Consider the following 13,486-nt stretch of genomic DNA (forward strand, 5'->3'; position numbering starts at 1 on the left):
TTCAGGTGAGGCCGGCCTGCGAACGACGGCTTCCTGCGCTTCCGGTGCTCACGTACTTCAAGTACGCTCCGCTCCGGTTCTCGGAAGCCATCATTCTCGGCTCGGCCTGACCTGAATCTCAACACACCTACCCAAGCTTGGATGCCTCTCAGCCTTCCCGCTCCGCCTCAAGCGCCGCGAGTATCCGCGGCGGCGACATCGGGATGTGGGTCATGCGCACGCCGACGGCGTTCGACACCGCGTTGGCGATCGCCGCCAGCGGCGGCACGATCGAGGTTTCGCCCACGCCGCGCACGCCATAGGGGTGGTTGGGGTTGGGGATCTCCAGGATCTGCGTGTCGATCATCGGCAGGTCGGAGCAGACCGGGATGCGGTAGTCGAGGAAGCCGGCGTTCTGCAGCCGCCCGTCCTTGCCGTAGATATACTCCTCGTTGAGCGCCCAGCCTATGCCTTGCGCGGCACCCCCCTGGTACTGGCCCTCGACATAGGTCGGGTGCACCGCCTTGCCGGCATCCTGCACCACCGTGTAGCGGATCACCCGGGCGGCACCCGTTTCCGGGTCGACCTCGATGTCGCAGATATGGGTGGCGAAGGAGACGCCGGCGCCGTCGGCGACGAGCTCGCTATGGCCGGCGATCGGCCCGCCGGTGGTGCCCGACTTCGCCGCGATGTCCTTCAGCGACAGTGGCGAGAGGTTGCCGTATTTCTCGCCCTTGGCGATGGCGTGGCCCTTTTCCCAGACCACGTCCTCGACCGGGATATCCCACATCTGCGCGGCGCGATCGCGCAGGATCAGAATAGCGTTGCGGGCGGCCGAGATCGTCGCCATCGAGGACGAGAAGGTGCCGCGGCTGCCGTCGGTCATGTCGTTGTAGCCCAGCGAAGACGTGTCGGCGACGATCGCCTTGACGTTGCTGTAGTCGATGCCTAGCTCCTCCGCCGCCACCAGCGACAGCGACGCGCGGGAGCCGCCGACATCCACCGTGCCCACGGCCAGCGACACCGAGCCGTCCATGCCGATGTTCAGGTCCGTGCAGGTCTGGCCGCCGAAATTGAACCAGAAGCCGCAGGCCATGCCGCGCCCCTGGTTGGCTTTCAGCGGCGCCTTCATGTGCGGATGCTTCTTCACCGCCTCCAGCGTCGGCCCAATGCCGATCGGCCCATAGACCGGGCCGTAGGAGGCGCGGGTGCCCTCCTGCGCGGCATTCTTGATGCGGAAGTCCACCGCGTCCATGCCGATCTCGCGGGCAAGCTCGTCGATCGAGCTTTCCACCGCGAAGGCCGCCATCGGCGCCGACGGCGCACGATAAGCCGCGGTCTTCGGCCGGTTGACCAGCACCTCGTAGCCGACCGTCTTGACGTTTTCGAGCTTGTAGCAGGCGAACGCCGTCATCGCGCCGATCTCGGCCCAGGAGCCGGCATAGGGGCCGCAGCTATAGCGCAGCGTCGCTTCCGCGGCGGTGATGGTGCCGTCCTTCCTGGCGCCGATCCTGACGTCGATCGAGGTGGCGCTGGTCGGGCCCGAGGCGCGAAAAACCTCGTCGCGGGTCATCACCAGTTTTACGGGACGGCCGGCCTTGCGCGACAAGGCCAGCGCCACCGGCTCGGCCCAGACATGGGTCTTGCCGCCGAAACCGCCGCCGATCTCCGACGATGTGACGCGCAGCTTCGAGGCCTCCAGCCCAAGCAATTGCGCGCAATGCTGGCGATAGACGAAATGGCCCTGCGTGCAGACCCACAAATCCGCCGTGCCGTCCGGGTTGACACTCGCCACGCAGGCATGCGGCTCGATATAGCCCTGATGCGTCTGCTCGGTCTTGAACGAGCGCTCGACGACGAAATCGGCCTCGGCAAAACCCTTGTGCACATCGCCATGGCCGAACTGCGTGCGCTTGGTCACGTTGGAGGGTTTCGCCGGCTTTTCCTCCAGCCCCTCGGTGAAGACCTGATCGTTGATCAGCGGCGCATGGTGGTGCGCGGCCTCGTCGACATCGGTGACATGCGGCAGCACCTCATAGTCGACCTCGATCAGCTTCAGCGCCTGGCGGGCGATGCGGGCGTCGATCGCCGCCACCGCGGCCACCGCATGGCCGTCATAGAGCGCCTTCTTGCGCGCCATCGAATTGTCGAGGATGTCGTACATGGCGGCGTCGCCGTCGGTGAGGTCGGGCAGGTCCTTCGCCGTGATCACCGCCTTCACGCCGGCGAGCTTTTCCGCCTTCGACGTGTCGATCTTTTTGATCACCGCATGCGCGTGCGGGCTGCGCAGCACCCGGCCCACCAACTGTCCAGCCATGTTGAAGTCGGCGCCGTAGCGGGCGCGTCCGGTCACCTTGTCGATGCCGTCGGGGCGGATCGGCCGCGTGCCGACCGAGGAGAAATTGCGTCCGGAGTAGCGCGGATCGAAATTCATGGATTACGCTCCCTTCATCACTTCCGCCGCGTCCTGGACGGCGCGCACGATCTTGTCATAGCCGGTGCAGCGGCACAGGTTCCCAGCCAGCCCGAAGCGGATTTCCTCCTCGGTGGGCGAGGGGTTCTTCTCCAGCAGGTCCTTGGCCGCAATCAGGAAACCTGGCGTGCAGATGCCGCATTGCAAGGCCGCGTGCTCCAGGAATTTCTGCTGCAGCGGGTGCAACTGGTCGCCATGCGCCATGCCCTCGATGGTCTCGACCTTGCGGCCCTCGGCTTCCGCGCCCAGCACCAGGCAGGAGCAGACCAGGCGGCCATCGACGATGACGCTGCAGGCGCCGCAGTCGCCGGTGCCGCAGCCTTCCTTGGCGCCGGTCAGCCCCAGCCGGTCGCGCAGCACGTCCAGCAGCGTCTCGTCGGGCTGGCAGAGATATTCGACGGCGTCGCCGTTGATCGTGGTTGATACAGCTAGACCGGCCATTATTTGCCTCCCGCACGCTTGTAGGCGATAGCGGCGGCCCTTTGCGCCAGCACGCCCGCGACTTTCCGTCTGAATTCGATGGTGCCGCGCTTGTCGTCGATCGGGCGGCAGGCGCCGGAGCAGATCTTGGCCAGCCGCTCCAATGTTCCTTCGTCGAGCTTCGAGCCGATCAGCACCTGGCCTGCTTCCTCGACCAGAAGCACCGTGGGCGCGGCGGCGCCCAGCGCCACGCGGGCGGTCTTGATCGCGCCGTGATCGTCCAGCGTCAGGTTGACGCCGGCGCTCACCACCGCGATGTCCATCTCGGTGCGCGGAATGAAGCGCAGATAGGCGTCGCCCGCATGGTCAGGCCGCTTGTCGAGCAGGATCGCCTCGATGATCTCGCCCTTGGCTAAAGACGTGCGGCCCGGTCCGGTCGGCACGCTCTCCACCGCGATGGTGCGCTTGCCCGAAGGCCCGGCAACAACCGCTTGTGCCGCGGCCGCCACCAGCGCCGGCACGCTGTCGGCGGCGGGCGAGGCGTTGCACAGATTGCCGGTGATGGTGCAGCGGCCCTGCACCTGCTTGGAACCGATCAGGTTGGCCGCCTCGACCACGCCCGGCCATGCCTTGCGCAGCGCCTTGTTCTCGCCCAGCACCGCGCAGGGCACCGCGGCGCCGATCCGGAACCCGTCGGCCGTTTCGGTGACGTCGGCCAGGCCACCGATCGCCTTGATGTCGACGATCAGTTCGGGCTCGATGAAGCCGCCCTTCATCCTCACCAAAAGGTCACTGCCCCCGGCCAGGATCGCGGCCGGTCCTACCGCCTTGGCGAGCTCGCCAACGGCATCTTCGATTGAAAGCGGACGTATGTAACGCATCGTCTCCCCTTGGTCGTCGCTATGTCAGCGACCGTTATAAAGCGTCTGGTTATAATGGCCATCCCGTTCGTGCATGTCCGGGTTGGGCCAGAGCGATGCTCCAGATGCGCCCAGCGGACGGGCCAGGGCGGCGGCACAGCGGATGCGGCCAAATCGCCTAGGGGTTCCCCCACTCCGTCTCGGCGCTGCGAAGTAGCGACGGAGCGGAGGAACCACCCATGCGATTGCCCTGGAGAAGGTGCGGGCAGGGCGGATGAGGGGCGACGCCACCTCAATGATTGGAATAGCTGTTATTCGTCAAGCGATTGCCGTTCCCGATGTCCATAGCGGCTCGAACGACACGTTGCGCAACCCGGCCTTGCGGACCCGTTCGACGAACACCTCATTGACGAAGACCGGGGAGGCCCGCATCGGCAGCTTGAACACTTCCGCCGTCCCGATCTTTTCCGCGTCGAAGGCGTAGCGCTCGATCGCCAATATGTCGCCGTCCTCGAACCGCACGATCTGCGAGCGCGCCTCGTCCAGCGCGTCGATCACATTGGTGACGTTGAGCAGCCAGACCTTCTCGCCGCGCAGCGCGACAAGCTCGCCATAGGGCCGCAGCGCCGCCGCCAGCGCGTCGACGGCCGGCTGGCGTAAAAGCGGCGCGTGCTCGCCGAGCCAGGGAAAATCGGAATAGAGCCGCTCGCCTTCCTCGACGCGCCGCATCAACGGCGGCTGCCAGCCCTCGAGCGAGCGTCCGTCGAGGCCGAAGAACTCCTCGTAGGTCTCGTCATCGACCGGCAGCACCCATTCCTGCCCTTCCGACACAGCGAATTGATGGATGGTCGTCATCGCCCGATGGCTCCGCGGTTTCGATGAAGGTCCGGCGATGATGGCGCCGTGCCGGATTGCGACGCCCGGCGGTCGCCGAAAGCGCGCGCGAGGAATCATGCAACGGTCCAAACCGCTATTCAAGGCCACGCGCTATCCAGTCCGTTCGCCGGTTGATAAACGTCGCGGCTGGCGGTCCAGGATGGCGCCTGGCTCGAATGAGAGGTCGGATCGCGCAAGAATGGCCAAGAAGTTCGCATTTCTCCTGGTGCGCGATTTCACCTTGTCGCCGCTGTCGCTGTTCATCGATACGCTGAGGCTGGCCGGCGACGAGGGCGACCGCAGCCGCAGGATCGAGTTCGACTGGGAGATCGTCGGCGAGCGCGGCCTGCCGATCCGCGCCAGCTGCGGCGTCGAACTGCTGCCGACCAGGGCGATGGGCAATCCGGAGGATTTCGACAATGTCGTGGTGGTCGGCGGCCTGCTCGACACCAACCGCAAGCTGAGTTCGGAAAAGGAAGCGTTCCTGCTGCGCGCCGCCGCGAAAGGCGTGCCGCTCACCGCGCTCTGCACCGGCAGCTTCGTGCTGGCGCGCTATGGCCTGCTCGACGGCTACAGCGCCGCGGTCAGCTGGTTCCACATCAAGGATTTTCGCGCCGAGTTCCCCGATGTGAGCGCCCATGCCGACAGCCTCTATTCCGTCGACCGCGGCCGCGCCACCTGCGCCGGCGGCACGGGAGCGGCCGACCTCGCCGGCTATTTCGTCTCGCAATTCATCGGCCAGAAGGCGGCGGAGAAGGCGGCGAAAATCCTGGTGCTCGACCGCATCCGCTCCAGCCGCGACGTGCAGCCGGTCGGCGACCTTTTCCCCGCGGCCGCGAGCCGCGCCGTGAAGCGGGCGCTGCTCCTGATGGAAAGCAATCTGCAGGAGCCGATCCCCGTGGCCGAGATCGCCGCCAGGCAGAACTGCTCGCGCCGCCAGCTCGAGCGCCTGTTCGGCGCCGAGCTCGGCATCGGCCCGATGGCCGCCTATCTGGCGCTGCGGGTTCATTACGCCAGGTCGTTGCTGGAAGGCAGCGACCTGGCGATCGGCGAGATCGCCTATCGCTGCGGCTTTGCCAATGCCGGCCATTTCAGCCGCGTCTTCCGCCAGCAGACCGGCATCACGCCGACCAATCTCAGGCACCCGAACCGGGCGGCTGCAGCCGCCGCGAAATGATCGGGATGCCCCTGGTCGGGTCGCATGCCCGGCCTGGCCGATTGCGCCGGCGCGGAAACGAACCTTAGCTTCGTGACGAGCGGCGGATGCGCCGCCGTTTCAACAAGTCGAATTCGCCTTCGGAGAGCCATGCCGCATTATCCCGACGCCATGCCCGGATCGAAAACCCTGTTCGAGCGCGCCAGGAAGGTGATGCCGGGCGGCAACACGCGCACCACGGTCTTCGTCGATCCGTTTCCGATCTACGCCGCGCGCGGCGAGGGGTGCAGGGTCTGGGATGTCGACGGCAATCCCTATTACGACTGCATCAACAATTTCACCTCGATGATCCATGGCTACGCGCATCCGGACGTCACCGCGGCAGTAGCCGATCAATTGCCCTCCGGCACGGCCTTCGGCGCCCCGACGCTGAGCGAGATCGAGCTAGCCGAACTCCTGGTCGAGCGGCTGCCCTCGGTCGACCAGGTCCGCTTCACCAACTCCGGCACCGAAGGCGTGATGATGGCGATCAAGGCCGCGCGCGCCTTCACCGGACGGCCGAAGATCGTCAAGATCGAGGGCGCCTATCACGGTTCCTACGATTTCGCCGAGGTCAGCCTCGACTCGTCGCCCGCCGACTGGGGCGATCTGCCGAGGTCCACGCCCTACGCCAGGGGCACGCCGCGCGGCGTGCTGGACAACGTGATCGCCGTGCCCTTCAACGACAGCGAGGCGCTGCGCGCCGTCTTCGCCGCCGAGGGTAACACCGTCGCGGCGGTGCTGATCGACCCGATGCCCAACCGCGCGGGATTGATCCCGGCGCGCCGGGACTACCTTCACGCCATGGTGGAAATCGCACACGCGGCGGGCGCGCTGGTCATCTTCGACGAGGTCATCTCGTTCCGGCTGGGATGGTCGGGCGCGCAAGGGCTGTGGGGCATCGAGCCCGACCTGACGGCGCTCGGAAAAATCATCGGCGGCGGTTTTCCTGTCGGCGCCGTGGGCGGGCGCGCTGATGTCATGGCGGTGTTCGATCCGACCGCCGGCAAACCAGCGCTTCCGCATGGCGGCACCTTCACCGCCAATCCGGTCACCATGCGCGCCGGCCTTGCCTCGATGCAGGCTCTGACGAAAGAGAGCTTTGCCCATCTCGACCGTCTCGGGAAGTTATCGCGCGACGGGGTCACCGCCTCGTTCGAGAAGCATGGGCTTGCCGGCCAATGCGTCGGCCTCGGCTCGCTGTTCAAGGTTCATTTCACGTCGCATCCGGTCACGGATTACCGCTCCATCTATCCCGGCCAGGCTGAGCGGAAAAGATTCGACGCCTTCCACAAGGGCCTGCTTGGCCGTGGCGTGCTCTCCGCCAGCTACGGCCTGTTCGCGCTGTCGACGCCGATGACCGAAGCGGATGCCGGCGCCATTCTTCAAGCGATCGACGAGGCCTTGGGCGACGTCGCCGCGCAGTCGTGAAAGCGGACGGGCCACAGATGACAGTTGCTCCTCATGTCGTGGTGATCGGCGCGGGCACGCTCGGCATGTGCACGGCGCTCAACCTTGTCGAGCAAGGCGCGCGCGTCACGGTGCTCGAAGCCCAGTCTATCGCTTCTGGGTCGAGCGGCCGGTCGGTCGGCGTCGTCGGATCGCAACTGACCGACCCGTTCGAGATCATGCTGCGCGTCTATTCGCTGCGCCGGTTCCGCCAGTGGGAGGGCGAGGGGCTTCGCTTCAACCATATCGGTTATCTGCGGCTGGCGCGCACGCCGGCCCAGATGGAGCTGTTCGCGAGATCGGTCGAGATCCTGGGCGAAGCGGGGCTAAGGTCGCGCCTGCTCCGCGCCAACGAACTCAGGGACCTCGTGCCGCACATCAATCCTGACGGGCTCGAAGGCGGGTTGTTCGGGCCCGACAACGGCTTCCTCGACCCGCACGAAATGTGCAATTTCCTGGCCGGCATCGTCCGCGCCAAGGGCGGCGAGATCCACCAGTACCGCAAGCTGCTCGGCGTGCAACGACGGCCGAGCGGCTACACGCTGGAAACCAGCGGCGACCCGATCGATGGCAAGCCAAGACTGATCGACTGCGATGCCGTGGTCAATGCGGGCGGCGCTTGGGCGCCGCAGGTGGCCGCGCTTTTCGGCCAGCGTCTGCACATCTGGCCCGAGCGCCACGAAGCCGTCGTCATCCATCTCGACGAGCCGCTCGGCTACACCATGCCGATGGTCATGGACCTCGTGAACGGCGAAGGCAGCGGGCTCAACTTCCGCCACGAAAAGCCGGGCGAGCTGATCGCCGAGATCCACAAGGTGAAGTCGATCGCGCCCGAGGATCCCGACAACTACAACGACCAGTGCGAGGAGCAGTCGAAGGTCGACCTGGCGGAGCTGCTTCTGGAGCGCGTGCCCGATCTGCCTGGCGCGCGGCTCGGCCGGGGCTGGGCGGGCCTTTATCCCGTGACAGCCGACCATCGCCCCTTCGTCGGGCCGATAGATCTTTCGGAGCCGACATTGATCACCGCTGCCGGCGCCGGCGGCTACGGCATCCAGCTCGCCCCGGTGATAGGGCAAATCGCGGCGGACTGGGTGCTTCACGGCGCGCCGGTGTCGGTCCCTGGTTCGCAGAGCCTCGCGCCATCGACCGGGCGAAACATCCCGGGTCACTGACCGATGCGTTTTCAGGCCAAGCCGGATGCCTAAGATGCGAGCTTTGCCGTTAACCATCAATTAACTATCCGGTCGCCTTTAATAGGGTTCTGGAGGATACTGATTTTGGCCGCGAGCGATGATCTCGCGACTGCCAAAAATTGGAAAAGAGCGGCCGATACCGTCGCCGTCTGCCGGGGAGGCGCCCAGCATCTTAGATGAGGGAGCGCCGGAATGAATATCGAGGAAGCGGTCACTGCAGCGACTGCAGGGTCGAGCGCGCTTCTGTCCTGCCTTGGCCAGCCGGTCGTAGCCTATCACGTCACGGCCATCATGCGCGAAACCGACGCAAGGCATGCGCGGCAGATGCAGCTCGCCCTGCTGCGGCGGAGCATCGAGGCCCTTGTCGACGACGGCCTCGAAGACATCGAAGCCGAACGATTCGCATCACAGTTCCATGGTCGCGTCGGCTCGGCCTGGGAGCATCTGCACATGGCCAGCGACACGCCGCATTGATCTCTGCCGGACGGCTTTGTCGGAGCCATATGTAACACCCCCGGGATGAGGTAGACTACCGGCTACGTCTGGGCTGACGTTCATCGAACGGGGGCATGCGATGCAGGCGATACCGATAGTCCATCAGCCGGAACCGCCGGCCATCGCCGCGGTAGCATACCTGGGAGGCTATCCCACTGCCGTGCTGTGCTGGCTGCTCTCGGCCGGCGTCTATATCGCGGCCAAATGGGTGGCGCCGGAAATGCCGCCGTGGGGGCTGTGTTTCTGGCGGCTCTTGCTGGCCTGCGCCATCCTTTTGCCGATGGTGCACCGCCATCACGGCGCGATGATTGCGCTTCTCAAATCCCGGCCCTTGGAGATCGTCGCCGTGGGGGCGATCGGCCTCACGCTCTGCCAGGGCATGATCTACCATGGCCTGAACGACACCGACGCCACCACGGCCGGCATCATCATGGCGATGTCGCCGATCATGACCATGGTGCTGGCGCGCTTGGTGCTTGGCGAGCCGCTCGGACTCTGGAAGTCGCTCGGCGCGGTTGCGGCACTTGCCGGCATGCTGGTGATCGTCGCGCATGGCAAGCTGGATGCGCTGGTGCAACTGCGGTTCAACATCGGCGAATTGTGGATCGTCGGCAGCGCCTTCTGCTGGGCGCTCTATACGGTGCTGCTGCGCCGCTCCAAGTTCGGCCTTGAGCTCTTGCCGCTGGTCGTGCTTTTGCTCGGTGCCGGCGCGCTGGTCGCGCTGCCGTTCCACCTGTGGGAAATCTTCAACGACGAGCGCTCTGCCCTGAACGGCAATGGCCTGCTCGCGCTCGCCTATCTGGCGGGGCCAGGCGGGGCGCTGATGTATTATCTCTACAACAAAAGCGTGGAGGCGCTGGGCGCAAGCCGGGCAAGCATGCTGCTCTACCTGCAGACGCTGTTCGTCGCCGTGCTTGCCTATCTGCTGCTCGGCGAGAGCCTGCATGACTACGATCTGCTCGGCACCGCCTTCATCGTAGTCGGGGTCGTGCTGGCGACGGTCATCAAGCCGAGGGCGCTTGCGGCAAAGGCGTGAGGGAACGGCAAATAGCGTCGACCGGCTGTCTGCGCCGCCAAGTCGATTTGGTTCCTCGGCCGTGAGCCGCTCGGACCACGCTTCCCTAAATTAGCCGATTTTGCTATGGCGAGCGGCTGCCTTTGGCGGCGCCGGCCAAGGCCGAAGGGGGATCATGGCGATCGACAAGCGCGTGGACGCATGAAGGGCGATCAGCACATGCTGGAACTGCGCGTGCTTGGCGATTTTCAGGTTATGCGCGACGGCCAGCCGCTTGACCTGCCGCCGTCGCGCAAGACGCGGGCGCTGCTCGCCTACCTTGCCGTCACCGCCAGGCAGCACCAGCGCGAGCGGTTGTGCGAGATATTCTGGGACGTCCCCGACGATCCGCGCGGCGCCTTGCGCTGGAGCCTGTCCAAGATCCGCCAGGTCCTGGGCGGCGTTGAAACAGCCCTTGCCGCCGATCGCAACGCCGTCGCGCTCAATGTCGCGACGGATTACGCGCGGCTGGCGCCGCTGGTGAAGGCCGACCTTTCCTCCCGCTCGACCGAGGAGCTCGAAGCCGTCCTGGCCTCGATCCGTGGCGGCTTTCTTGCCGACCTCTCGCTCGAGCGCTGCTTCGACTATGAAGCCTGGCGGCAGGCCATCGCCAGCGAGGTGGAGATCGTCGAGCTCGGCATCCTGCGCGAGCTGGTCGAGCGCCTGGCGGACCAGCCGCGGCGGGCGCTGCCCTTTGCCCAGCGCCTGCGCAGCCTCGTGCCCGACGATGCGAGGCTCGCCGCCGAGACCGAGGCGCTGGAGGACAGGGTCCGGTCGGCCGCTGCTCAAGCCACGGGTCGCGCATCGCAGTCCGGTTCCGCCCGGCGGCCGCAAGCCCCGTTGAAATCCGCGTCATCGCAGGATCCCGGCCGCGCCGTGCAATTCTGCCGTGCTCTCGACGGCACCAGGCTCGCCCATGCCAGCACCGGCAGCGGCCCTGCGATCCTGCGCGCCGCGCACTGGATGTCGCATCTCACCTTCGACTGGGACAGCCCGATCTGGCGGCACTGGATGCGGGAACTGTCGCGCCGGAACCGGCTGGTGCGCTATGACGAGCGCTGCAACGGCCTTTCGCAAAGGCATGTCGTCGATATCTCGTTCGAGACCATGCTGTCGGACCTCGAATGCGTGGTCGAGGCAACGGGGCTCGACCGCTTCACCTTGCTCGGCCTGTCGCAGAGCTGCGCGGTTTCGATCGCCTACGCCATCCGCCATCCCGAGCGCGTCTCGGGCATGATCCTTTATGGCGGCTACGTCAAAGGTTGGCGGGCGCGGGGCGACGCGGGCGAGATCGCGACGCGCGAGGCCGCCGCGACGCTGATGCGCGAGAGCTGGGGCAAGCCGAACCCGATGTTCCGCCAGGCCTTCTGCTCCATGTTCATCCCCGGCGCCACGCACGAGCATTTCGCTTGGATGGACGATCTGATGCTGCGCACCGTCTCGCCCGACGATGCCTGGCGCCTGCAGAGCGCCTTTTCCGTGATCGATGTCAGCGACTTGCTGGAGAAGGTGCGCGTGCCGACGCTGGTGCTGCACGCGCGGGACGACAACGTCGCTCCCGTCGAATCCGGGCGCACCATGGCCGCCGGCATTCCCGGCGCGCGCTTCATCGAGCTCGAGAGTCAGAACCATATCCTCCTCGAAGGCGAGCCCGCCTTCGAGGAGTTCATCGACCACGTCCGCGCCTTCATCGCCGACACGGCGGGCGCGTAGCCAAGCGGTCCAGAAGCTCTCAGCCCCCGGCCAATGGCACGGTGAACACCGTGGCGGTGCCGGTGAGGCAAAGCTCGCCGGCTTCGTTGCGCACCGATGTCTCCAGCTTTGTGATCGGCTTGTCGGCGCGCACGTCCTTGACCTCGACGCGGCCGGTGATCAATTCGCCGACGCCGACCGCCTTGACGAATTTCCACGAGACTTCGAGGAACACCGAGCCGGGGCCGGGCAGCTCTTCCGCCACCACCGCGTTCAGGATGCCTGAGGTGACGCCGCCCTGCACGATGAGCTTGCCGAACACCGAAGCCTCGGCCAGCGCCTTGTCGTAATGCAGCGGATTGCGGTCGCCGGTCATCTCGGCGAAGGCGTCGATATCCTGAGGCTGCGTGCGCCGCGAGCGCTGGGCGAAGGCGCCCAATTGCGGTCGCCCTTTGATGACACCGACCCACCCGTCCTTCATCGCATGCACAGTCATGGTCTTGCTCCGGTTCGGTTGCGATTGAGGTTCGAGCCGGCCGAGGCCGGCGGCTCGTCCTGGTTGGCCGGCGCCCGGTGGGCCGTCGGCCGCGATGCAGACGAAGGGGCACGGCGGGCCGGCATGGACTGCCCGGCCAGCGCCTGCACCTCGGCTTTCAGCACGGCGCTGAAGCGGCGATGCCGCTCGCCGATATCGTCGAGCGTCCAGTCGAAGCCGGCGACGGCGTCCGTGGTGTCCAGGATCTGGTTGGCGATCATGTCGCGCTGCTGCTGCCAGATCGCGAATGCCGCGTCGGACCCGTCGAGGATGGCGCGCGCGAGGCTCTCGGCGTCGCGCAGCGCATCGGAAATGCCGTGCGAGGTGATCGGGTCGCGGAAGAAGCCGGCGTCACCCACCAGCGCCCATCCGGGGCCGTGCGCCTGACGTATATAGCCCGGCACGCCCCGGAACGCCTGCAGGCGGGCGTCCTTCGGCGCCTGGGCCGCTTGTGCTGCCAGCGCCGGCGAAAGCGCTTCGAGCACGTCCATGCGGGCGCGGGCGTGGCCGAGGCGGAAGCGCTGGTCGAACAGGCTCGTCGGCACCGAGGCGACGATGCAGGCGAGGCCGTCATTGGTCGGGATGAACGAGCCGGCGATCCCGTCGCGGAAGTACCAGTGATAGCCGGCGCCCGGCTCGACCGGCGCATAGCCATAGACATGGGCGGCCGACACTGCGCCGCGCCGCAAGGGCTGGGCGTCAACGCATTTCGCCACCAGCGAGCCGATGCCGTCGGCGCCGACCACGATATCGGCGCTGACCCTCACGGATGCGCGGCCGGCGGCGCGGATTTCGATGCCGCGCACGCGCCCGCGCGTGCCGGCGAAGAGGTCGCCGACCGCCACCTCGTGCAGGACCTCCGCGCCGGCCTTGCGCGCCGCATCGACCAGGATGCGGTCGAGCACCGTGCGCCGCGGCGCGATCAGCCCGGGAAGGTCCGAACCGGCGGCGAGCGGGACGGCGATCTCCTCCTCGCCATAGTGGAAGGTCGTCGTCTCGATCGGCGGCGTCCCGGCCCTGAGCAGCGGCTCGAGCAGGCCCCAGCGCCAAAGCTGCAACACGGCCGGTCGCATCAGCGCATGCGTCGACAGTGTGTCGGAGCCGTAGGGCTTGCGGTCGATCGCAAGCACCTTGAGACCCGCGCGGGCGAGCAGCATCGCGGTCGCCGCACCCGCGCAGCGCGCGCCGACGATGATGGCGTCGTAGTGGCCGCGCCTGGGGGTGGCCATGAGGGAGATGGGATTGGTTGCCATGGTGGTCGTGAT

The 13,486-nt window shown here is 66.7% G+C and carries 12 protein-coding genes; 6 read left to right on the forward strand and 6 right to left on the reverse strand.

From position 1 onward, the window contains the following. Positions 1–148: 148 nt before the first annotated feature. The 4 genes from FJ957_RS12280 to FJ957_RS12295 all read right to left on the reverse strand — a co-directional run bounded on the left by FJ957_RS12280 (position 149) and on the right by FJ957_RS12295 (position 4,587). Positions 149–2,413 carry a xanthine dehydrogenase family protein molybdopterin-binding subunit gene (locus tag FJ957_RS12280; RefSeq protein WP_140831641.1) on the reverse strand — a complete coding sequence of 755 codons (2,265 nt, stop codon included), beginning with the start codon at positions 2,411–2,413 and terminating at the stop codon, positions 149–151. 3 nt (positions 2,414–2,416) lie between these two features. Continuing rightward, positions 2,417–2,893 carry a (2Fe-2S)-binding protein gene (locus tag FJ957_RS12285; protein WP_140831643.1) on the reverse strand — a complete coding sequence of 159 codons (477 nt, stop codon included), beginning with the start codon at positions 2,891–2,893 and terminating at the stop codon, positions 2,417–2,419. Continuing rightward, positions 2,893–3,753 (reverse strand): xanthine dehydrogenase family protein subunit M, encoded by an 861-nt coding sequence (locus tag FJ957_RS12290; protein WP_140831645.1) that lies wholly within the window; start codon positions 3,751–3,753, stop codon positions 2,893–2,895. Before FJ957_RS12290 ends, FJ957_RS12285 begins: the two co-directional genes overlap by 1 nt. 297 nt (positions 3,754–4,050) lie before the next feature. After that, positions 4,051–4,587, reverse strand: a complete 537-nt coding sequence (locus FJ957_RS12295) for a DUF1629 domain-containing protein (RefSeq protein ID WP_140831647.1) — start codon at positions 4,585–4,587, stop codon at positions 4,051–4,053. Positions 4,588–4,807: 220 nt separating this feature from the next. Here FJ957_RS12295 and FJ957_RS12300 point away from each other — a divergent pair, with 220 nt between their 5' ends. The 6 genes from FJ957_RS12300 (at position 4,808) to FJ957_RS32195 (ending at position 11,707) form a co-directional block, all read left to right on the forward strand. Continuing rightward, entirely contained in the window at positions 4,808–5,785 is a 978-nt protein-coding gene (locus FJ957_RS12300; RefSeq protein WP_140785669.1) for a GlxA family transcriptional regulator, read from the forward strand. A gap of 129 nt (positions 5,786–5,914) precedes the next feature. Beyond that, positions 5,915–7,234 (forward strand): aspartate aminotransferase family protein, encoded by a 1,320-nt coding sequence (locus tag FJ957_RS12305; protein ID WP_140831648.1) that lies wholly within the window; start codon positions 5,915–5,917, stop codon positions 7,232–7,234. A gap of 17 nt (positions 7,235–7,251) precedes the next feature. Then, positions 7,252–8,424 carry an FAD-dependent oxidoreductase gene (locus FJ957_RS12310; RefSeq protein WP_140831650.1) on the forward strand — a complete coding sequence of 391 codons (1,173 nt, stop codon included), beginning with the start codon at positions 7,252–7,254 and terminating at the stop codon, positions 8,422–8,424. 213 nt (positions 8,425–8,637) lie between these two features. After that, entirely contained in the window at positions 8,638–8,919 is a 282-nt protein-coding gene (locus FJ957_RS12315) for a hypothetical protein (protein ID WP_140785672.1), read from the forward strand. Positions 8,920–9,019: 100 nt separating this feature from the next. Then, on the forward strand, positions 9,020–9,976 hold the full coding sequence (locus FJ957_RS12320) for an EamA family transporter (RefSeq protein WP_140831652.1): 957 nt from the start codon (positions 9,020–9,022) through the stop codon (positions 9,974–9,976). A 180-nt stretch (positions 9,977–10,156) separates the two neighbouring features. Then, on the forward strand, positions 10,157–11,707 hold the full coding sequence (locus FJ957_RS32195) for an alpha/beta fold hydrolase (protein ID WP_246685817.1): 1,551 nt from the start codon (positions 10,157–10,159) through the stop codon (positions 11,705–11,707). Between the two features lie 19 nt (positions 11,708–11,726). Here FJ957_RS32195 and FJ957_RS12330 read toward each other — a convergent pair whose 3' ends face one another. Together FJ957_RS12330 and FJ957_RS12335 are read right to left on the reverse strand one after the other, a co-directional pair. Next, positions 11,727–12,182, reverse strand: a complete 456-nt coding sequence (locus tag FJ957_RS12330; RefSeq protein ID WP_181180549.1) for a MaoC family dehydratase — start codon at positions 12,180–12,182, stop codon at positions 11,727–11,729. Next, on the reverse strand, positions 12,179–13,474 hold the full coding sequence (locus FJ957_RS12335) for an NAD(P)/FAD-dependent oxidoreductase (RefSeq protein WP_140831654.1): 1,296 nt from the start codon (positions 13,472–13,474) through the stop codon (positions 12,179–12,181). Before FJ957_RS12335 ends, FJ957_RS12330 begins: the two co-directional genes overlap by 4 nt. Positions 13,475–13,486: the final 12 nt, after the last annotated feature.

The sequence above is a fragment of the Mesorhizobium sp. B2-4-6 genome (genome assembly GCF_006442775.1).
Classification (GTDB): domain Bacteria; phylum Pseudomonadota; class Alphaproteobacteria; order Rhizobiales; family Rhizobiaceae; genus Mesorhizobium.

Coding starts and splice junctions, on each gene's coding strand:
- FJ957_RS12280 (WP_140831641.1), bottom strand. CDS start 2,413: ATGAATTTCGATCCGCGCTACTCCGGACGCAATTTCTCCTCGGTCGGC.
- FJ957_RS12285 (WP_140831643.1), bottom strand. CDS start 2,893: ATGGCCGGTCTAGCTGTATCAACCACGATCAACGGCGACGCCGTCGAA.
- FJ957_RS12290 (WP_140831645.1), bottom strand. CDS start 3,753: ATGCGTTACATACGTCCGCTTTCAATCGAAGATGCCGTTGGCGAGCTC.
- FJ957_RS12295 (WP_140831647.1), bottom strand. CDS start 4,587: ATGACGACCATCCATCAATTCGCTGTGTCGGAAGGGCAGGAATGGGTG.
- FJ957_RS12300 (WP_140785669.1), top strand. CDS start 4,808: ATGGCCAAGAAGTTCGCATTTCTCCTGGTGCGCGATTTCACCTTGTCG.
- FJ957_RS12305 (WP_140831648.1), top strand. CDS start 5,915: ATGCCGCATTATCCCGACGCCATGCCCGGATCGAAAACCCTGTTCGAG.
- FJ957_RS12310 (WP_140831650.1), top strand. CDS start 7,252: ATGACAGTTGCTCCTCATGTCGTGGTGATCGGCGCGGGCACGCTCGGC.
- FJ957_RS12315 (WP_140785672.1), top strand. CDS start 8,638: ATGAATATCGAGGAAGCGGTCACTGCAGCGACTGCAGGGTCGAGCGCG.
- FJ957_RS12320 (WP_140831652.1), top strand. CDS start 9,020: ATGCAGGCGATACCGATAGTCCATCAGCCGGAACCGCCGGCCATCGCC.
- FJ957_RS32195 (WP_246685817.1), top strand. CDS start 10,157: ATGAAGGGCGATCAGCACATGCTGGAACTGCGCGTGCTTGGCGATTTT.
- FJ957_RS12330 (WP_181180549.1), bottom strand. CDS start 12,182: ATGACTGTGCATGCGATGAAGGACGGGTGGGTCGGTGTCATCAAAGGG.
- FJ957_RS12335 (WP_140831654.1), bottom strand. CDS start 13,474: ATGGCAACCAATCCCATCTCCCTCATGGCCACCCCCAGGCGCGGCCAC.